The sequence below is a fragment of the Thermoplasmata archaeon genome, from assembly GCA_036395115.1.
GTDB lineage: Archaea > Thermoplasmatota > Thermoplasmata > RBG-16-68-12 > RBG-16-68-12 > RBG-16-68-12.
In genome coordinates this window covers 26752-44139 of record DASWDU010000023.1, presented here as the reverse complement: position 1 = coordinate 44139, position 17388 = coordinate 26752, and the positions used below count along the sequence as shown (strand labels likewise).

The 17388-nt window shown below is 67.2% G+C and carries 20 protein-coding genes; 11 read left to right on the top strand and 9 right to left on the bottom strand.

Features of this window, described 5'->3' with window-relative positions; translation table 11 throughout:
* From VF992_05630 to VF992_05620, 3 genes are read left to right on the top strand one after another with little or no spacing between them, the layout of a single operon-like run.
* The gene (locus VF992_05630; protein ID HEX9340636.1) at nucleotides 1-927 is read left to right on the top strand and encodes an ABC transporter ATP-binding protein; all 927 of its coding nucleotides are present in this window, start codon (nucleotides 1-3) and stop codon (nucleotides 925-927) included.
* Between the two features lie 4 nt (nucleotides 928-931).
* Nucleotides 932-1678 (top strand): hypothetical protein, encoded by a 747-nt coding sequence (locus tag VF992_05625; protein HEX9340635.1) that lies wholly within the window; start codon nucleotides 932-934, stop codon nucleotides 1676-1678.
* A 2-nt stretch (nucleotides 1679-1680) separates the two neighbouring features.
* Nucleotides 1681-2445, top strand: coding sequence for an ABC transporter permease (locus VF992_05620; GenBank protein ID HEX9340634.1), 765 nt, complete (start codon nucleotides 1681-1683; stop codon nucleotides 2443-2445).
* 63 nt (nucleotides 2446-2508) lie between these two features.
* Here the strand turns inward: VF992_05620 and VF992_05615 are convergent, their stop codons facing one another.
* Both VF992_05615 and VF992_05610 read right to left on the bottom strand, forming a co-directional pair.
* A complete protein-coding gene (locus VF992_05615; protein ID HEX9340633.1) occupies nucleotides 2509-4137 on the bottom strand; it encodes an MFS transporter in 1629 nt (542 codons plus the stop codon).
* Nucleotide 4138: 1 nt separating this feature from the next.
* Complete coding sequence (locus VF992_05610; protein HEX9340632.1) at nucleotides 4139-5266, bottom strand: isocitrate/isopropylmalate dehydrogenase family protein; 1128 nt, start codon at nucleotides 5264-5266, stop codon at nucleotides 4139-4141.
* A gap of 237 nt (nucleotides 5267-5503) precedes the next feature.
* On the opposite strand from VF992_05610, the gene VF992_05605 reads away from it, so the two are divergent.
* Entirely contained in the window at nucleotides 5504-5995 is a 492-nt protein-coding gene (locus VF992_05605; GenBank protein ID HEX9340631.1) for a peroxiredoxin, read from the top strand.
* A gap of 9 nt (nucleotides 5996-6004) precedes the next feature.
* Here VF992_05605 and VF992_05600 read toward each other — a convergent pair whose 3' ends face one another.
* Nucleotides 6005-6511 (bottom strand): 3-isopropylmalate dehydratase small subunit, encoded by a 507-nt coding sequence (locus VF992_05600; protein HEX9340630.1) that lies wholly within the window; start codon nucleotides 6509-6511, stop codon nucleotides 6005-6007.
* Between the two features lie 105 nt (nucleotides 6512-6616).
* Here VF992_05600 and VF992_05595 point away from each other — a divergent pair, with 105 nt between their 5' ends.
* On the top strand, nucleotides 6617-7000 hold the full coding sequence (locus VF992_05595; protein ID HEX9340629.1) for an aspartyl protease family protein: 384 nt from the start codon (nucleotides 6617-6619) through the stop codon (nucleotides 6998-7000).
* On the opposite strand, the gene VF992_05590 is transcribed toward VF992_05595, so the two are convergent.
* Entirely contained in the window at nucleotides 6997-8253 is a 1257-nt protein-coding gene (locus tag VF992_05590) for a 3-isopropylmalate dehydratase large subunit (protein HEX9340628.1), read from the bottom strand. The two genes, VF992_05595 and VF992_05590, sit on opposite strands and share 4 nt — an antisense overlap.
* A gap of 148 nt (nucleotides 8254-8401) precedes the next feature.
* On the opposite strand from VF992_05590, the gene VF992_05585 reads away from it, so the two are divergent.
* On the top strand, nucleotides 8402-9364 hold the full coding sequence (locus tag VF992_05585) for an EamA family transporter (protein HEX9340627.1): 963 nt from the start codon (nucleotides 8402-8404) through the stop codon (nucleotides 9362-9364).
* A 73-nt stretch (nucleotides 9365-9437) separates the two neighbouring features.
* Here VF992_05585 and VF992_05580 read toward each other — a convergent pair whose 3' ends face one another.
* Nucleotides 9438-10640 (bottom strand): homoaconitate hydratase, encoded by a 1203-nt coding sequence (locus tag VF992_05580; GenBank protein HEX9340626.1) that lies wholly within the window; start codon nucleotides 10638-10640, stop codon nucleotides 9438-9440.
* A gap of 149 nt (nucleotides 10641-10789) precedes the next feature.
* Here VF992_05580 and VF992_05575 point away from each other — a divergent pair, with 149 nt between their 5' ends.
* Nucleotides 10790-11323 carry a hypothetical protein gene (locus VF992_05575; GenBank protein ID HEX9340625.1) on the top strand — a complete coding sequence of 178 codons (534 nt, stop codon included), beginning with the start codon at nucleotides 10790-10792 and terminating at the stop codon, nucleotides 11321-11323.
* A gap of 125 nt (nucleotides 11324-11448) precedes the next feature.
* Here the strand turns inward: VF992_05575 and VF992_05570 are convergent, their stop codons facing one another.
* Nucleotides 11449-12213 (bottom strand): enoyl-CoA hydratase/isomerase family protein, encoded by a 765-nt coding sequence (locus tag VF992_05570; protein HEX9340624.1) that lies wholly within the window; start codon nucleotides 12211-12213, stop codon nucleotides 11449-11451.
* 93 nt (nucleotides 12214-12306) lie between these two features.
* Here VF992_05570 and VF992_05565 point away from each other — a divergent pair, with 93 nt between their 5' ends.
* The 3 genes from VF992_05565 to VF992_05555 all read left to right on the top strand — a co-directional run bounded on the left by VF992_05565 (nucleotide 12307) and on the right by VF992_05555 (nucleotide 14730).
* The gene (locus VF992_05565; GenBank protein HEX9340623.1) at nucleotides 12307-14028 is read left to right on the top strand and encodes a long-chain fatty acid--CoA ligase; all 1722 of its coding nucleotides are present in this window, start codon (nucleotides 12307-12309) and stop codon (nucleotides 14026-14028) included.
* 97 nt (nucleotides 14029-14125) lie between these two features.
* Nucleotides 14126-14482, top strand: coding sequence for a hypothetical protein (locus tag VF992_05560; GenBank protein HEX9340622.1), 357 nt, complete (start codon nucleotides 14126-14128; stop codon nucleotides 14480-14482).
* 65 nt (nucleotides 14483-14547) lie between these two features.
* Nucleotides 14548-14730: a hypothetical protein gene (locus VF992_05555; protein HEX9340621.1), complete on the top strand. Its 183-nt coding sequence runs from the start codon at nucleotides 14548-14550 to the stop codon at nucleotides 14728-14730.
* Between the two features lie 93 nt (nucleotides 14731-14823).
* Here the strand turns inward: VF992_05555 and VF992_05550 are convergent, their stop codons facing one another.
* Complete coding sequence (locus tag VF992_05550; protein HEX9340620.1) at nucleotides 14824-16017, bottom strand: winged helix DNA-binding domain-containing protein; 1194 nt, start codon at nucleotides 16015-16017, stop codon at nucleotides 14824-14826.
* 127 nt (nucleotides 16018-16144) lie between these two features.
* Here VF992_05550 and VF992_05545 point away from each other — a divergent pair, with 127 nt between their 5' ends.
* Nucleotides 16145-16558 (top strand): deaminase, encoded by a 414-nt coding sequence (locus VF992_05545; GenBank protein HEX9340619.1) that lies wholly within the window; start codon nucleotides 16145-16147, stop codon nucleotides 16556-16558.
* A 36-nt stretch (nucleotides 16559-16594) separates the two neighbouring features.
* On the opposite strand, the gene VF992_05540 is transcribed toward VF992_05545, so the two are convergent.
* Both VF992_05540 and VF992_05535 read right to left on the bottom strand, forming a co-directional pair.
* On the bottom strand, nucleotides 16595-16867 hold the full coding sequence (locus VF992_05540) for a hypothetical protein (protein HEX9340618.1): 273 nt from the start codon (nucleotides 16865-16867) through the stop codon (nucleotides 16595-16597).
* Nucleotides 16868-16925: 58 nt separating this feature from the next.
* Nucleotides 16926-17363 (bottom strand): DUF1761 domain-containing protein, encoded by a 438-nt coding sequence (locus tag VF992_05535; protein HEX9340617.1) that lies wholly within the window; start codon nucleotides 17361-17363, stop codon nucleotides 16926-16928.
* Between the last annotated feature and the right edge of the window lie 25 nt (nucleotides 17364-17388).

The window sequence follows — 17388 nt, the reverse complement described above, 5'->3', positions numbered from 1 at the left end:
ATGACCGAGGAGGCCCTCCGCGCGCAGGACGTGCGGAAGGTGTACCGCGGCCGGAGGGGACCGGGCGTCGAGGCGCTCCGAGGGGTGTCCCTCGCCTTCCGGAAAGGGGAGCGCATCGCCTTGCTGGGGCGGAACGGCGCGGGCAAGACGACGTTCCTGCGAATCGCGTCGACGCTCCTCATCCCGACGTCCGGGACGGTCACAGCGTTCGGGCACGACGTCGTCGAAAGCCCGGAGCGGGTCCGGCCGCTCATCGCCGTCGTGCCCCAGGAGGGGAAGCCGTTCTTCCATCTCACGCCGCGTGAACAAGTGTACTGCTACCTCCGCGCCCGCGGCTTCTCCCGCGAGGTCGCCCAGGCGCGCACCGAAGAATCGCTTGCGAAGATGGGGCTGGAAGAAGTCGCGGATCGCCTCAGCGTCACGTTGAGCGGCGGACAGAAACAGCGGGCAATGGTGGCGACCGTCATGGCGACGGAGGCGCCCCTCATGTTCCTCGACGAGCCGACGATCGGCCTCGACCCGTTCGCACGGCGGGCGGTCTGGGACGTCTTGCGGGAGCTGACCCGGAAGGGCTCGACGGTCCTTCTCACGACGCACTATCTCGACGAGGCGGAGGCGCTTGCGGAGCGGCTGTACATCGTCGAGGAGGGCCGGATCCTGTTCGAGGGGACCGCGGACCGGGCGAAGCGGCAGATCGGCGGGACCCTCCGCGTGTCGATCGAGAACGGGGGGGACCACCGGGACCTGTTCACTTCGTTCGGGGAGACCGTCGATCAAGGGTCCTCGTTGCACGTAATCACGGAACCGGAACGCATTCACGAGGTGATGGACGTCGCCCTGCGGAACCGCCTCTCGGCGACCGTCGGACCCGTGACCCTCGAGGAGGCGTTCCTCACGATCGTCGGACGTTCGATCGACGCGGAGTGAGACGATGGCGTTCGGGCTGAAGTGGTCCGGGTCCGGCATGTTCCTCGCCACCGAGATCCGCGTCCAGCTGCACGAGTGGCTGGCGATCGTCACCGGGACGCTGACGCCGGGAGCGCTCCTCGTGTTCGTCGCCGTCCTGGCGCCGGGCCTCCTGCCCGTGACGGTCATCGGCGCGCTCGTCTATTCGATGTTCCTGATCGGACAGCGCGTGCTCAACGAGGCCGCCTACATTCGCATCGACCACAAGCTGAACGAGCTGTACCACGCCAGCCCGTTGTCGCCGGAAGGATACTTCCTCGGGATCGCCGGAGGGATGCTCGTGGCGTATCTCCCGCCGAGCCTCGTCCTCGTCGTCATCTTGGAAGTCCTCCACCCGCTCAGCCCGGCCGCGGGGCTCGTGCTCGGTGCCTGCTTGATCGCCGTATGGGCCGTCTCCTCGACGATCGGGTACGTCGTGTCGACGCTCTTCAAGGACATGAAGACGATCTGGCCGTACTCCGCCCTGCTGACGAACCTGTTCGGCATCGTCCCGCCGGTGTTCTACCCGCTAGGACGAGTGCCGATCGAATGGCGGTCCGTCGTGTTGGTCCTCCCGACGAGCGCGGCCGCGGTGCTCGTCGACGCGGCGGCGGGCCTCGAGACCGTCTCGACGAGCGAGTCAATCGTCGCGGCCGGCGCGCTGTTCCTCGAGGCGCTCGGGCTGTTCGCGTTCGGAATCGTCTGGGCCCGAAGGACGGCCCGGGAGAAGTAACGATGGCGACGGACGTCGGCCGGCCGGGGTTGCCGCAACGAGGTCGCGTGCTGCCGGCGTGGGCATGGATCGGTTGGCGCTGGGTCTGGCGCAGCCCGGCCGCCGCGATCGTGCCGCTCCTTCAACCGTTCTTCTTCCTGTACTTCCTGCACCTCATCGCGCCCGCCAGTTACTTCCCGCTGCAAGTCGCCGGCGCGATGCTGTTCTCGACGCAGAACATCGGGAGCTGGTGCCTCTCCGACTCCGCCGTGTTCCGGATCGAGTTGCGGCTCCAGGACATCTTCGTCGCCTCACCGCACGACAAGCTGCGGTACCTGTTCGGGGTCGCGTTCTCGAATCTCATCCCCGCCGCGCCCGCGCTGATCGTGCTCGGTGTACTCCTCGCGACGGTCGTCCACGTCACCCTCGTAGGATGGCTGGTCTTGGCGGCGTGCATCTTGACCATCTGGATCTTGTATTCCGCGATCGGGATCGCCGTCTCAAGTCGATTGCGAAGCCAGCGGGAGGTGTGGCCCGTGGGGAACCTGATCTTCACGCTCCTCGGGATCCTCTCGCCCCTGTACTACCCGCTCTCGATCCTCCCGCCGGTCTGGCGGGAACTCGCCCGCCTCCTGCCCGCGACGTATGCGGCGTTGCTCGTCCAAGGCGCCCTCGGGCTCGGATCCGCGGACTCCGGAGACCTCGCGCTCGACGCGGCGCTCCTCGCCGTCTCGACGGCGATCGGGCTCGTCGCGGCGTGGCGGCTGTACCAGTGGCGGGAGCGGTGAGGCGAGCGAGACGGACCGTGCCCGATGCGGCTCAACGTCGCGCTTGGGCTCCGCCTTCCGGGCCTAGTCCTTGCGGCGTTTCGACTCGGGCCGTTTCGACGGGACTGCGTGGACGAGGAAATGACGGACCGTCGGCGCCTCCGGCCCGACATGGAATCGTTGGACTCGCGCCTCCACTTGGCGGTCGCTGACCGTGACCCGCTCGTGCTGCCGCAGGTGCTCGGTCCACGACTCTATGTCGTAGCTTTCGACGAAACGACCTGGTTCCGCCGCGTCGGCGGCGAGATCCCAGCGGAGCGCCCCGTCCCGCAGGCGCATCCGCCGCTGGTCTCGGATCGCTTCGAGGAACTCGGCGGTCCGGCTTGGATCGATTCGGTACTCCACCGTGACCTTCGCGGGCCGTTCGACGTCCTCCGGGCCGTATCCTCGCAAGATCGGCTCGGGCCAGTGACGCGATGGGGTGAGGTCCAGACCCGCGTGCGGCGACAGGCGGTAGCGGGCGGATGCGGCGGTCGTGAGGAGGAGGACCCCGCCGGCCGCGGCGAACGCACCCGAGAGGCCGACGCGGGCCGCGAGGGCTCCCCATGCGAACGCGCCGAGGGCATATCCTCCGAAGAAGACGAGCAGGTAGACGGCCAAGGCGCGCGCGCGGACCCACGCGGGAGCCGCGGTCTGGGCCGCGATGTTGAACGTCGACAGAACGGCGATCCACGCGACGCCGCTGAGGAAGGCCGCGGCGCCGATGACGATGACGTTTCGAGTCAGGGCGAGGACGCCCAAGACGCCGGCGAACAGGATCCCGCCCGCGACCGCGAGACGGTCGATCGGGAGGAGTCGGCCGAGGCGCGGCAGCCCGACCGCACCCGCGATTGCGCCGGTCCCCAGGCTCCCGAGGAGCACGCCGTACTGCGCCGCGTCCACACCGATCTCGATCCGAGCGAGCACCGGGAGGAGAGCGAAGATCGCGCTCGCGGGGAACGCGAAGCCTGCCACGCGGGCGAGGACGGCCCGCATGGCGGGCGCGTGGCGCACGTAGCGGAGTCCGACCCGCATCGCGCCCACGACGTCCTCCGCGGGCAGCGTCCCGCCGGACACCGGACGCCGCCAGACGAAGAGCACGACGATCATGCCGACGAACGACAGGGAGTTCAACCCGAACGTCGCGGCCGGGCCGGCCACGGCGACGAGCAACCCCCCGATCGCCGGGCCCAAGGCGCGGGCCACGTTGACCGTGACCCCGTTGAGCGTGACGGCGCTCGACAACTGCGAGCGGGGCACGATCTCGGGGATGATCGCGCTCAAGGCCGGCAAGGTCAGGGCGGTGCCGACCCCGAGGAGGGCGATCAACACGAGCAGGAGGGTCGTCGACATCGCTCCCACCGACACCACGGCGAACATCGCGAGGGCCACGGCGAGCATCCAACCCTGGGAGACCAGGAGGAACCGACGCCGGTCGAGGACGTCGGCGATCGCCCCCGCCGGGATCGCCAAGGCGAACACGGGCAAGGTCGTCGCCGTCTCGACGAGGGCGATCAAGAGGGGCGAGGTCGTGAGGGAAGTCATCGTCCAGACCTCGCCGACGTCCTGGATCCAAGTCCCGAGGTTCGAGACGAGCGCCGCAATCCATAGGGCGCGGAACGCAGGCGTCGCGAGGGCGGCCCAGGCGGACTCGGTCGCGAGCGGTTCCGCCATCCTACGCTCCCTTTGGACGCTTCCAGAGGGCGCTCGCGACGGCCGTCCCGACCTCGCTGCACTTCGCGGCGCCGCCGAGGTCGTAGGTGAGCGTCTTGCCTTCCTTGAGGACGGTCGCGACGGCCTTCTCGACGGAGGCCGCGGCTTCTCGCATCGTGCCGTCCGCCTTGCGCCGTCCGAGCCAGTCGAGCATCATCTGGACCGCCAGGATCATCGCGATCGGATTCACCTCGTCCTTCCCCGCGTGCTTCGGCGCGCTCCCATGGATGGGCTCGAACATCGCGTGCGCGTCGCCGATGTTCCCTCCGGCGGCCATGCCCATGCCGCCTTGGAGGACCGCCGCGAGGTCTGTCGCGATGTCCCCGAACACGTTCGACGTCACGGCGACGTCGTAGCCCTCCGGGGACCGGATGAGCCACTGCTGGAACGCGTCGATATAGGCGTAGTCCCTCTGGATCGTCGGGTAGCCGACCGCGACCTCGTCGTAGACTTGGCGGAACAGTTTGCAACCCGCGGTCACGTTCGATTTGTCGACGCACGTCACGCGTCGTTTCCGATCCGCCGGCGCGCCGTCCCGCTGCTTTGACAACTCGAAGGCGAAGCGGATGACGCGCTCCGCGCCCTTCCGCGTGATGACGCGGCTGTCCACCGCGAGCTCTCTCGTGCCGCCGCGTTCGAGGAACCCTCGGGTCGGCGTGTAGAGCCCCTCCGTGTTCTCCCGCACAATCGAGAAATCGACCTTGCCCGGTTCCCAGACCTGCTTGAAGCCGTCGTGGATCTTGTGCCGGACGTTCGGGTAGAGCTTCGTCGGGCGAACGTTGGCGTAAAGATCGAGGCCGAATCGCAATCCGAAGACGACCCCGATCCCCGCGATCTCGCCGTTCGGCAGCACGGCCTCCGGGAGCCCGACGGCCCCGAGGAGGATCGCGTCCGCGGCCTTGCACGACTCGAACGCGCCGTCGGGCCATTCCTCGCCCGTCTCGAGGTAGTGCTGGCCGCCGCACGGGTACGGGACGAGATCGAACGAGAGACCGTACGCGCCTTCGACGACTTTGAGAATCTTGACGCCCTCGCGCATCACCTCGGGCCCCACGCCGTCTCCGGCGAGGAGGACGAGCCTATACGCCATCGAGCCGCCGGAAGGAGAGAGCCGGCAATAAGGATTCGGAGGCCGTGCAGGGAATCGCACGGACCACGCCAAGTTAACCTTGTTCAAGGTTAACTTGCACAGACCGGCGGCTGGGCCCCGATGGCCTTTTCTGTCCGGGGGGTGTGCGGTTCCTTGATGGCCGGCGCACCGGCTACGTCTCTCCCGCCCGACCTTCCGGTCCCGGTTGACGACGGGGCATGCGACCACCTTGCCGGAATGCGACTCCCAGCCGTCGCCTTACGATCGACCGCGGGCCATTCCGTCAATCTCGCCGCCGCGCGAGGGACGACCGTCGTCTACGTCTATCCGCACACGGGTCGGCCCGACGTGCCGACGCCGAAAGAATGGGACCTCATCCCCGGGGCCCGCGGGTGCACGCCCGAGTCGTGCGCGTTCCGAGACCACCATGCAGAACTTCGCGCGCTCGGGGCCCAGGTATACGGCGTGAGCACGGACACCCGGGAGTGGCAGCGAGAAGCGGTCGGGCGACTCCACCTTCCTTTCGAATTGCTAAGCGATGCCGACCGATCGTGGTCGAAGTCCCTCCGCCTCCCGACGTTCGAGTTCGAGGGCCACGTGTTCCTGAAGCGGCTTACGCTCATCCTCGCAAATGATCGCGTGAAGAAAGTGTTCTATCCGGTTTTTCCACCGGATCGCCATCCGGAAGATGTCATCGGCTATCTACAGACAGAACGCCCGCCGCGATGACGTCCGCGCTCACGACGATTTCGCCGCGAGCTCCTTCCGCAATTTCGGGACGAGCCCACCCGCTTCGAGAATCTCGAGGACGTTTGGAGGGAGGGGCGCGAACCGCATCACGCTCGCATCCGGCAGATGGACCTCGCCGCGGGCCATGTCGATCTCGACCGTGTCCCCGGTCTTCACTTTCTCACGGAGCCCTGCACACTCGATCACCGGGAATCCGAGATTGATCGCGTTCCGGAAGAAAATGCGGGCGAACGAATTCGCGAGGATCGAGCTGATCCCGAGCGTCTTCAGCGCAATCGGAGCTTGCTCCCGGCTCGAGCCGCATCCGAAGTTGGCTCCCGCGACGACAATGTCTCCGGCCTGGACTCTTTTCGCCCACGTCGGATCCATGGCTTCGAACGCGTGCTCCGCGAATACCTTCGGGTCCGTCGTCCCGAGATACTTGCCCGCGATGATATGATCCGTGGAGATGTCGTCGCCGAACGTCCACACCCGGCCCTTGAAGCGGGTCTGCATCGAGCTTTCGAAAGCGATCGCGTGCGATATAGGTTGCTGAAACGCTCCGGCCGACAAATAGCGAGTGTTAATGTACTTGTAGTGGAACCGGGGATAAGCACGGCGATGTGTCCCGCCCCCATGGGCATCGTCCACACGCGAGTCATCGTCTTCTCGGCGGACCTTTCGCGTCGGGAAGTACTTGACATGATTGTCGACACGGGCTCGTTCTTGACTTGGGTGCCGAAGGAGACGATGGTGAAGCTCGGGCATCGGCCTTCCGAGATGCGCCAATTCCGGACCGTCGACGGGAAGGTGATCGATCGGCCGGTTTGCGAGGCCAGGATCGAATGCGAGGGACGACGGGCTAGTACGTTCGTGGTCTTCGCGCGGCCTCGAGACGCCCCTGTGCTTGGTGCATATGCCTTGGAGGGTTTGGGGCTTGAGGTCGAACCCAGCGCCCGGGCGCTCAAGCGAGTGGACGTCTACCTCGCGCTCGCGACCGGCTAGACCTTTCGCGGGTCCGTGATCTCTCCGTGGATCGCCGAGGCCGCGACGGTCCACGGGCTCGCGAGATACACCTGGGCTTGCGGCGAACCCATGCGGCCTGGGTAGTTGCGGTTCGTCGAGGAGATGCAGACCTCATCGCCCGCCAAAGTACCAAGGTGGCCACCGAAGCACGGGCCGCACGTAGACGACGTGAACGTCGCGCCCGCGTCCAGGAAGACCTCCACGAGGCCCTCCTTGAGCGCTTGGCGGTAGATAATCTGGGAGGCGGGCGTGATTTGGAACCGCACCCGGGGCGCCACCTTCTCGCCTCTCAGGAGTTCCGCCGCGATTCGCAAATCCTCGATCCGGGCGTTCGTGCAGGAGCCGAGGAACGCGACATCGATCTTCGTCCCCTCGACGTCCTCGACCGGCTTCAGGTTCGCAGGGTTCGACGGGCACGCGACCTGCGGGCCCATCCCGTCGACGTCGAAGGCGTACGTCTTGGCGAACGAGGCATCCTCGTCAGACTCGATGGGCCGGAACGGCTGGCCTGCATGGGCCAGATACGCTTTCGTGGCTTCGTCCGCCTCGATCATCCCGACTTTCGCCCCCATCTCCGTGGTCATGTTGCATAGGACGAACCGCTCGTTCATCGGGAACGCCGTCACCGTCGGCCCGGCGAACTCCACGGCCGCGTAGCGCGCGCCGTCGTCGCCCGTCGTGCCGATGACCTTGAGGATGACGTCCTTCGCGCCCGTGCGGTTCGCTAACGTACCGCGGATGTCGACGCGGATCGTCTCCGGCACACGGAGCCACAGGCGCCCAGTCGCCATCACGGCCGCCGTGTCCGTCGCGCCGATCCCCGCCGCGAACGCGCCGACGGCCCCGACCATGTTCGTGTGGCTGTCGCTCCCGATCACGAGGTCCCACGGATGGGCGTAGCCCCGCTCGGCGATGAGCTGGTGGACGATGCCGTGATCCCCGACGTCGTGGAACCGCTTGATCCCCTGCTTGTGGCAGAAGTCCCGGATCGTCTGGTGCATCGCCGCTATCTCGGGCGTCGGCGGCGGGACCCAGTGGTCCAGCGTGACGACGATCTTCTCCGGGTCCCAGACCTTTATCGTGCCGATCTCGTTGAACGGCAGGAGGGCCATCGCGAGCATCTCGTGCATGTAGAGCAGGTCGACGGCGCCGTCGACGATCTGTCCCGGCCGGACGACGCCGACGTGGCTCGCGCGCGCGAGGATCTTCTCCGACATCGTGAGCGCGGTCATCGTGCGACGTACCTCATCCCCCGCGCGGCTCATAAACCTGGCTCGTCCGGAGGCGCGAGACCCACAGCGCCTCGCGGGGCGGCGCCGAACGGAATCTGCGTTCACGGATGCCGGGCCCAAGGCTAAATGGGAGGGCGTTAGGCGGGCCGTGAGCCCTCGGCGGTCCCAGGTCGCTGCGTTCGCGCTGCTGTGCATCATCTGGGGATCCACGTGGCTCGCGATCCGCATCGGCCTGGAGGGCGCGCCCCCCTTCCTTGCCGCGTCCCTCCGGTTCGCCGTGGCCTCCCTCACACTCCTCGTCCTCGCGTTCGCCCTCCGGTCGAAGTGGCCGCAAAACCGCACGGAGTGGGCCCTCGTCGGGTTCGTCGGGATCGTCCTCTTCACCGCGGACTACGGGCTCATCTACTGGGGCGAGAACAACGGGGTGGAGAGCGGCCTCTCCGCGATCTTGTTCGCGTCGTTCCCCCTGCAGACCGCCCTCGTGGCCAATGCGTTCCTGAAGGCGGAGCGCCTCACCCTGCAGAAACTGCTCGGGATCGTCGTCGGCTTCGGCGGGGTCGTCCTCATTTTCCGCGGCCAGCTCGCGACGGCGGGCCTCGAGAAAGTGGTCCCCATGCTGGCGATCGTCGTCGCCGCGACGTGCGCCGCGTTCGCGACCATCGCCTTGAAACGGTGGGGCCACGAGACCGAGCCGGTCACGTTCAACGCCGCGTCGATGGCCGTCGGTGCGGCGGGCTTGGCCGCGGTCTCGCTCGTCGCGAGCGAGCCATGGCAGATCCCCTCGTGGCCGCAAGGGCTCGGCGCAATCCTCTATCTCGCGCTCGCCGGGTCCGTCGTCACGTTCGTGGCCTGGCAATGGCTCCTGAAGCAAATCCAAGCGACCTACGTGTCCTTCATCGCCCTCATCATCCCGGTCGTCGCGATCTTCCTCGGCGTCTCCCTCGGAGGCGAGGTGTTCGATCCCCTCGCAATCGTGGGTGCGGCCGTGACGCTCGGCGGGATTTACCTGTCCCTGCTCAAGCGCGCCGCCTCGGGGGTCCCGGGCATCGCCGGCGAGACCGTCGCCGTCGGGGAAGCCGGTCCTCCGGCACCTTCCGACGCGAGGAGGTAGGCCGCCGAGGCGGAAGCGCGATTTCCAGAACTCGCACACCGGATTGACGGTGTCGTGAGCCGCAACCGGCCCTTCATGCGTCGCGATTTCCGGACGCCTCGATGCCCGCTTTCCGGGCGAGCGACCAGAACTCGTCGTCCGTCACGCCGCGGCCCCGCTCCGTGCGTTCCCGGAGCGAGACGATGAACGCCTGCTGATCCTCCTTCGAACGCGCCTCGGCGGACCCCTTGATGAGCCGGACGAGCTCCGCCACTTGCTCCGGCGACGCCTCGATGCCGCGCGCACGGAGCTTCTCCGCGACGGCGAGGGATCCGGTGTGCTTGCCGAAGACGAACGTGCGTTGCCTCCCGAGCTTCTCCGGTTGGATCGGCTCGTAGGTCGCGGTGTGCCGGATCACCCCATGGGCATGGATGCCGGACTCGTGGGCGAAGGCGTTGGGGCCCACGAGCGGCTTGTTCGTCCCGATCGGGATGCCGCTGAGCTTCTCCACGAGCTGGGAGAGTTCGTAGATGCGGGACACGTCGATCCCCGTGTCGTAGTCGTACAGCGCCTCCAGCGCGAGGACGAGTTCCTCGAAGCTCGCGTTCCCGGCGCGCTCCCCGAGGCCATTCACACACGTGTGAGGCACCTGCACCCCCGCCTCGACCGCCGCGAGGCTGTTCGCGACCGCGAGGCCGAAGTCGTTGTGGCCGTGGAACGACAGCTCCGTCGACTTGAGGCGGCCCCGGAGCTGCTCGAAGAACCATCGCACCCCGGGCGGCGTCATGATGCCGACCGTGTCGCACACGACCGCGCGGTGGGCGCCCGCATCCGCACAGGCGTTGTAGAGGTCGACGACGAAACCGAGGTCCGCGCGGAAGGTGTCCTCCGTGACGAAGGAAACCGCGACGCCGTGGGCGACCGCATACTCCGTCTCGCGGACCGCGGCTTCCTTCACCTGCTCGCGCGTCATGCCGAGCTTGAGTTTGATGTGCAGGTCCGATCCCGCCGTGAAGAGGGCGATCTCGTCGACATCGCAGGCGATGCACGCGTCGACGTCCTTGCGCACCGTGCGGGCGGCGGCCATGATCGTCGCGTCGAGCCCCTCGCCCGCGATCATCCGGACGGCGCGCGCCTCCTCCTTGGAGACGACGGGGATACCGGTGTCCATGATCGGGACGCGAATCTCATCGAGGAGCCTCGCGATCCGAAGTTTCTCCTCGGGCGTGTACGCCACGCCCGGCGTCTGCTCGCCGTCGCGCAACGTCTCCTCCCAGATGCGGATGCCTTTCGGCATGCGCTCCGCGAGGCCCGCCTCGATGAGGTAGTTGTGGACCAGGCGTTCGTCCGGGATCGCCGCTCCCCCGCGCGTTGGCTCGTGTAAGGCCCGCGACGGCTTGAAGCTCTCGCGTCGTCATTATCGCCATCGGAGTCGCTGGGATCGCCGTGCCTCGTGCCATCAAATCGGGCCTCGAGTTCGAGGCGGCGTTCCCCGTGAGGGGCCGGATCCTCGAGGCCGTCCTGTGTCCGGACTGCGAGGCGGAAGGCTACCTCCGGATGCGCATCGCGCGGGACCCGAAGAAAGGCTGGTCGTACGATCCGAAGGACTCCGCGAGCTTCGTGGACATCTACGGCATCGATCCGCGGGATGCGTACCTGAAGGTCCGTGCGGGAGAGTGGGCGGAGGGCCGGGTGATTTGCTTCGGGTACCTGAAACGGGTCCGTGCCCATCGGATCGTCACGCCCGGAGCGGTCCTCGAGAGCGGGACGCGGCTCGTCGGCGCCGTCCGGGTGGACGGGACCGTGGAGATCGACTTCGGGATGTTTCAGACGCAACTCGGATTCGAGGACGGCGAGCAACGCCGCAAGGTCTTGAAGGACGCGGGCCTTCGGGACGGCTCGTTCGTCGCGACTGACGTCGGCGTCGACATCGAGCTGAAGCGGTGGGGGCCGAAGGAGACGATCATGCGTCGGGGCTGAGGAGCCCCCGTCGCCTTCCACGGCCGTGTTCGACCGCCGCGCGAGCGAAGGTGCGGTTTTCGCGGGTCCGTGGCTCTGCCACGTCCGGACCTTCCGGCCGCGCGCTTGGTCCGCGCCTCCGAAGATCAGGGACTCTTCTCGCGAAGTCGCTCCATCGCGGCCTTGTACTCGTCCGTCCAAGCGAGCTGGACCGCATGCTGCGACTCGAGGAGGAAGCGGTTGCGGTACGGTTTCTCGTCCCCTTCCGTGAGCGCCCGTTTGATCGCCTTCACCGCCGGCCGGGGCTTCGCGGCGAATGCGGTCGCAAGGGCTTCCGCCTGGTCGAACGCCCCGCCGGGAGAGGCGAGATGGTCGACCATCCCGAGGCGGAGCGCGTCGAGCGCCTTCACTTCTTTCCCGCTCAAGAGGATCTCGAGCGCCCTCGATCGACCGACGATCTTGGAGAGCCTCGCCGTCGCCCCGTGGCTCGGCATCCATCCAAGGTCCACCTCCGGGTACGAGAACATGGCGCTCTCGTCCGCGATGCGGATGTCGCACGCGAGGGCGAGTTCGGCCCCGACCCCGCGCGCCGAACCCGCGACCGCGGCGATCGTCGGCTTCGTGAGATGCTCGAGCGCCCAGAATGAATCTTGCCCCCGGCTGATCTCGGCTTGCGCTTCCTTCGGACCGAGTCGGGACCACTCGCCCATGTCGGCGCCCGCGCAGAAGTGCGTGCGGCCATCCCCCGTCACGACGACCGAACGGACGGAGTCGTCCTTCTCGAGTTCTGCGACGGACGTCGCGAGGGCCGCGACCATGGAGAGCGTCAGGAGATTCCACGGGGGGTTCTCGATTCGGAGGACGGCCACGGGTCCTTTCCGTTCCGCGCGGAGGCCGGGCCCCTGGGGCATCGGGCCTCCGAGCGACCCTGCGACGGATAATCGTTTCGAGAGACCGTCCGGGGTCCACTATCTTTTAGGCCTCGCCCCCGTTGTCGGCGAAGGATGCACGCGGAAGCGGCGTCGGCGAGGCCATGGTCCGGGAGCTGGCCGGAGGGCGTACCGAGATCCCTCGACTATCCGGATATCCCGCTCGCGGAGCTGCTCCGCCGCACCGCGCGGGACTACGGCGATCGTGCTGCGGTGACGTTCTACGGCAAGTCCTTGTCGTATCGAGAACTCGACGCGGCCGTCGACCGGTTCGCGGCGGGTTTGCGCCGGATCGGCGTGCGGGTCGGGGACCGCGTCTCCCTTCTCCTCCCGAACACGCCCCATTTCGTCGTCGCCTTCTTCGCGGTGTTGCGGGCGGGAGGCGTCGTGGCGCAGACGAATCCGATCTATGTGCCGCGGGAGCTCGAACAGATCTGGAACGACGCCGGCGTCGAGACCGTCGTCGCACTCGACCTGTTCTGGGCCAACGTTTCCAAGGCGAAGACGCGGTCGCCCGTGAAACGCGTCATCGTCTGCGATGTCCGCGAGTTCCTCCGGACCCCGCTCCGCCAGCTCTACCCGATGAAGAGGCGGCACGACCTCAAGAAGCAGGGCCACTGGCCGCTCGACATTCCGAGGGAGCCTTGGGTGTACCGATTCGCCGACCTGGCGCGAACTCCCGCCGATCCGAGCCAGGAGGCCCGCGTGGCGCCGGACGACATCGCGGTCCTCCAGTACACGGGCGGGACGACGGGGACGCCCAAAGGGGCGATGCTCACGCACCGCAACCTCGTCGCGAATGCGCTGCAGACGTCCGCCTGGTTCGCCGTGGGTTCCACCGGGCCCGAGCGCGTGCTCGGCGTGCTCCCCTTGTTCCATGTCTACGGACTCACCGCGGTCATGCTCTTCTCCGTCGTCCGGGGCAACGAGATGGTCCTCTACCCGAACCCGAGGGAGATCGGCGCGATCCTCAAGCTGATCGACAAGACGAAGCCGGCGGAATTCCCCGGCGCCCCGACGATGTACATCGCGATCCTCCGCCATCCGAAGCTCGCGAAGTACGACCTCCGCTCGATCCGAGCGTGCGTCTCGGGCGCCGCGCCGCTCCCGAACGAGGTGCGGAGGCAGTTCGAGGCCGCCACCGGAGGGCGGCTCGTGGAAGGCTACGGCCTCACGGAGGCGTCGCCCGTCACGCACTGCAACCCGCTGAACGGCGTGGTGAAGGAGTGCATCGGGATCCCGGTCCCGGACACGGACGCGAAGATCGTCGATCCCGACGACGCGACGAAGGAACTCCCGCAAGGCGCGGTCGGGGAGCTTGCCGTCCGCGGTCCACAGGTGATGAAAGGATACTGGAACAAACCCGAGGAGACGGCGGCCGTGCTGCGGGACGGATGGCTCCTGACCGGCGACATCGCCACGATGGACCCGGACGGGTACTTCTCGATCGTCGACCGCAAGAAGGACATGATCCTGTGCTCCGGATACAACGTGTACCCGCGGGAAGTCGAGGAAGTCCTTTTCATGCATCCGGCCGTCGCGGACGCCGCCGCGATCGGCGTCCCGGACCCGTACCGCGGCGAGACGGTCAAGGCGTTCGTCGTGCTCAAGGCCGGGATGGCCGCGTCGGGCGACGACATCATCGCCTTCTGCAAGGAGCGCCTCGCGCCGTTCAAGGTGCCCAAACAGATTGAGTTCACGGCCGACCTGCCAAAGTCCCTCGTCGGGAAGGTCCTCCGCCGGGAGCTCCGGGAACGGGAGCTCGCCAAGCGGCCGGCCGCGGACCGGGCTTCTTAGTATTTTCGTTTCGACGCCCGCGACGGAGCCTTTTTTCGCTCCTTCGAGGAGCGTCCAATGATGGTTAAGTGCGATGCCGCCGCGGGTAGGCGGCGAGGTGGATGACTTCTTGGCATCGAACGAGACATGGCCTGCAGTTGCGGGGGACCCGTCCTTCTGGCGTTCCCCAGCTCCCACCGTCGTGGGTACCGCGATTGCCGCCCTTGCGGGCGTCGTCGTGTATGGCCTCGCCATCGCGGGCCGGCCCGAGCCCGTGGCACCGCCAATCGAGGCAATCTTCCTCGGGGTCCTCGGCGGACTCGCGCTGATCGGCTATGCGATGAGCAAGAAGAACACCCGGAAGCAGCGCGATCGTCGCCGGCGGCGGCCCGCCGCTTCTCGGCGGAAGAATCGGTCTCCGGACGAGGACGATCGTCTTCGCGGGGGCGACGTGTGGCTCGCGCGGGCCGCGTGATTGCGCGGCCCGAAGCTCTCCCTTTCTCACGAGGGCGACCGAATCGAGATTCGAAGGAGGAGTCCATGAACCTGGAAGTCGTCACAATCGCGGAGAGCGGCGTGTCGATGCGATTCCGCAGGTTCCCCAACACCTTGCGCGTCCTCATCATCCTGTGGAATCGAGGCACGAAGAAGGAACGACCGGAAGCGGAGGGATCGATCCCCCTGCCTTCCGCGGGCGGATGGACCACAGCGACCCCGGACTGAACGCCGGCGTCGGGACGAGGCTGCGCCGGGAATTGCGAAACCGGCAATGCACGAAGTCTCGGTCCGCGTCGCATACGCCGCCCGCCTTCGGATTCAGCGAAAGGCGACGGTGACCTCGGGGATACCGAAGAACCGCCGGAGGTCTTCCGATTCATCCGTGACTCGAGAGCGGACCGCCGCAGGGAATCGGCGGAACGCCTCCACGCGGACCGCGAGTCGCCGCCCTTTCCGTTCGTACGACCACACACCCGCAGCCCGGCCATCCACGAGGACGACCGGCGAGAGCCATCCCTGCGGGCGGTAGATGCGCTTGTAGTGCGTCGCGTCCACGAGGTGGCCCTTGTCCACCAGGCCGAGGAGCAACGAATCGAAGGATGGTAGGAGGCGGACGATCGGCCCGTCGAGCTTCGCCCGTCGCAGCGCGGCCAGGTCCCCGCGCAACACCCAACCGACCCGTCCTGCCACGTCGACGGGGGCCATCTCCGGTTCGAGACGTCGCCAGACATCGCGGGTGTCGGCGGCAGTCATGTACGTCCAGCGGGCGTAATCCGGCACCGTCGCGGGGCCGTGCCCCCGAAGGTAGCGCCTCAGGAGTTCGGGTTCGGCCTTCTCGGCGGGCATGTCGTGCCAGTTCGGGAGCCAGTCCTCCGGGCGGACGAACGTCGCCTCCGCGCCGCGCATTGGACCGAAACAGGCGAGGCCCCGCTGACCCGCGAGGAACATGATCCCATCGAGGGACAAGGTGGTGCCGGCGATCTGGAATCCGGTCGCGTTCGATGGCCCACCCCAGCCGCGGCCCGACTTCGCAGCGATCTTGATGCCGAGCGTGTCTCGAATCCGTCCCGCGATTTCCATTCGCGTGAGGGGCCGGTCCAGCACATCCCGCACCGCCTCGAGGAGCCGGTCGACCGCGTCGATCGGGATCCCAGCGCGAAGCATCCACGCGGTCCAGCGGGCGCCCCGCCGTGCCGATCCGCGAACGAACACCGCGAAGTCGTTGGAAGGGATGATGTGAAGCGTTCCTCGGAGGCACCATGTCTTCACGAGAGTCCGCTGTTCGGAGAGCGCCGCATTGACGTCTTCGAGCCGCAAGCCCCGAGTCCGCGCCCATAGGGAGATCTGCGCCGCAGACAGGACCTGGGCCTGCGCGCCCACCATGTCGCCTGCGACCCGCGCCAAGGCCGAGGTCGGCGCGCGTTCAGACAGGTGGTGCCTCGCGAGGCGGAAGGCTGCGACTCGTTCCGGCGAGACGCTTGGCGCGGCCACGGAGGCCGACTCCAATCTCATCGTCCGCGGGCATCGCCGCGAATGAGGATTAAGGCTTCCAGCGGGACCGCGGAACGTCCGTTCCTCGATCCTTCCGAAACCTTAAGCCGACCCAGGGTTTGCGTGGGAGCATCTGAGGAGATCCGCCATGGGGACGATCGAACGACCGAGTCTTGAGAGCCTCATCATGGACTTCGCGACGTCCCTCACCCGACGGGCCACGTGCAAACGATTCCAGGTCGGATGCGTCATCGCGTCCGAAGACATGACCCAAATCTACGGATTCGGGTACAATGGGACCGCAAGAGGACTATCTCACGACGATTGCAAAGCCGACCAGCCCGGCGGGTGCGGCTGCGTTCACTCGGAGGTAAACGCGCTGATCAAGGTGCGGGTCAACGACCCAAGGAAGGTCGTCTTCGTGACCGCCCAGCCGTGCATCACATGCGCCAAGGCGATCGTGAATTCGGGCGTCTCGAAGGTGTACTACCGAGCCACGTATCGGTCCGACGAAGGCCTCGACATCATCCGAAAGGTGGGAGTCGAGGTCGAACGCGTCTGAGCGCACTCCGCCAACATGCCCGCTATGCGCGGGCGCTCATCCGACGAGTTCCTTCAGAAGCCGCCGAATCTGCGGACTCTTCCTGACTGCCTTCGCGAGCGCCCCGATGTGCTCTTCCGAGACGATGAGAGGCATCCGCGCGAAGGACGAGTCGTGGTATGCACAGAACCGCAACGACCTCGACCCGTCGTCGAAGGCGAGCAACTGGATCGTCGGCTCGTGGAACGGCGTCACGACGGACGCCTCTTCGGCGATGACGCCTTTCCCCCAATGCAGGTCGAACGGCCTCGGGACTTTTCGCGCGGACATCGATTCCCTCCGGTCCCGGACGGGGCCCTGGGACTTGACTCTTTCCGCGGAGTTCGGCTCAGACCCAGATCCCGAGGACGAGCCCCATCGCGAGGAAGGTTACGAGGGCGTGGCCGAGGTTGATCCCGACGAGCTTTCCGGAGGCGCCTTCGAAGATGGCCCCGGTGATCATCCCGGTCAACGGGAACCCGAACCAGACGAGGAATCCGAGCGCCAGCCCTCCGACGACCCCGGCGGGCAACCCGACGTTCGCCAGCCGAGCGTATTGAAGCAAGATCCCGAGCACGAACGACGCGATGAAGGCGCCGACGAGCGCGACCACGAACCCTTTCGGCGCTTGCTTTCGCATCGCCTCCCGGTCCGCCTCGGTCTTCCCCATGGCGGCCATCCACGCCTTCCCAAAGAGGGGTCCATACCACAGTCCCCCGATCACGAAACTCACGATTGTCGCCGCGATGATGGCGATGAAGAAGTTCACGTCCAGCATTAATGCCATACCCAGTCCGCCTCCCCGTCGCGCG

What these genes read in the sequence shown, in the direction of transcription:
- VF992_05630 (HEX9340636.1), top strand. Translation starts at nt 1, where the DNA reads ATGACCGAGGAGGCCCTCCGCGCGCAGGACGTGCGGAAGGTGTACCGC.
- VF992_05625 (HEX9340635.1), top strand. Translation starts at nt 932, where the DNA reads ATGGCGTTCGGGCTGAAGTGGTCCGGGTCCGGCATGTTCCTCGCCACC.
- VF992_05620 (HEX9340634.1), top strand. Translation starts at nt 1,681, where the DNA reads ATGGCGACGGACGTCGGCCGGCCGGGGTTGCCGCAACGAGGTCGCGTG.
- VF992_05615 (HEX9340633.1), bottom strand. Translation starts at nt 4,137, where the DNA reads ATGGCGGAACCGCTCGCGACCGAGTCCGCCTGGGCCGCCCTCGCGACG.
- VF992_05610 (HEX9340632.1), bottom strand. Translation starts at nt 5,266, where the DNA reads ATGGCGTATAGGCTCGTCCTCCTCGCCGGAGACGGCGTGGGGCCCGAG.
- VF992_05605 (HEX9340631.1), top strand. Translation starts at nt 5,504, where the DNA reads ATGCGACTCCCAGCCGTCGCCTTACGATCGACCGCGGGCCATTCCGTC.
- VF992_05600 (HEX9340630.1), bottom strand. Translation starts at nt 6,511, where the DNA reads ATGCAGACCCGCTTCAAGGGCCGGGTGTGGACGTTCGGCGACGACATC.
- VF992_05595 (HEX9340629.1), top strand. Translation starts at nt 6,617, where the DNA reads ATGTGTCCCGCCCCCATGGGCATCGTCCACACGCGAGTCATCGTCTTC.
- VF992_05590 (HEX9340628.1), bottom strand. Translation starts at nt 8,253, where the DNA reads ATGACCGCGCTCACGATGTCGGAGAAGATCCTCGCGCGCGCGAGCCAC.
- VF992_05580 (HEX9340626.1), bottom strand. Translation starts at nt 10,640, where the DNA reads ATGCCGAAAGGCATCCGCATCTGGGAGGAGACGTTGCGCGACGGCGAG.
- VF992_05570 (HEX9340624.1), bottom strand. Translation starts at nt 12,213, where the DNA reads ATGCCCCAGGGGCCCGGCCTCCGCGCGGAACGGAAAGGACCCGTGGCC.
- VF992_05565 (HEX9340623.1), top strand. Translation starts at nt 12,307, where the DNA reads ATGCACGCGGAAGCGGCGTCGGCGAGGCCATGGTCCGGGAGCTGGCCG.
- VF992_05555 (HEX9340621.1), top strand. Translation starts at nt 14,548, where the DNA reads ATGAACCTGGAAGTCGTCACAATCGCGGAGAGCGGCGTGTCGATGCGA.
- VF992_05550 (HEX9340620.1), bottom strand. Translation starts at nt 16,017, where the DNA reads ATGAGATTGGAGTCGGCCTCCGTGGCCGCGCCAAGCGTCTCGCCGGAA.
- VF992_05545 (HEX9340619.1), top strand. Translation starts at nt 16,145, where the DNA reads ATGGGGACGATCGAACGACCGAGTCTTGAGAGCCTCATCATGGACTTC.
- VF992_05540 (HEX9340618.1), bottom strand. Translation starts at nt 16,867, where the DNA reads ATGTCCGCGCGAAAAGTCCCGAGGCCGTTCGACCTGCATTGGGGGAAA.
- VF992_05535 (HEX9340617.1), bottom strand. Translation starts at nt 17,363, where the DNA reads ATGGCATTAATGCTGGACGTGAACTTCTTCATCGCCATCATCGCGGCG.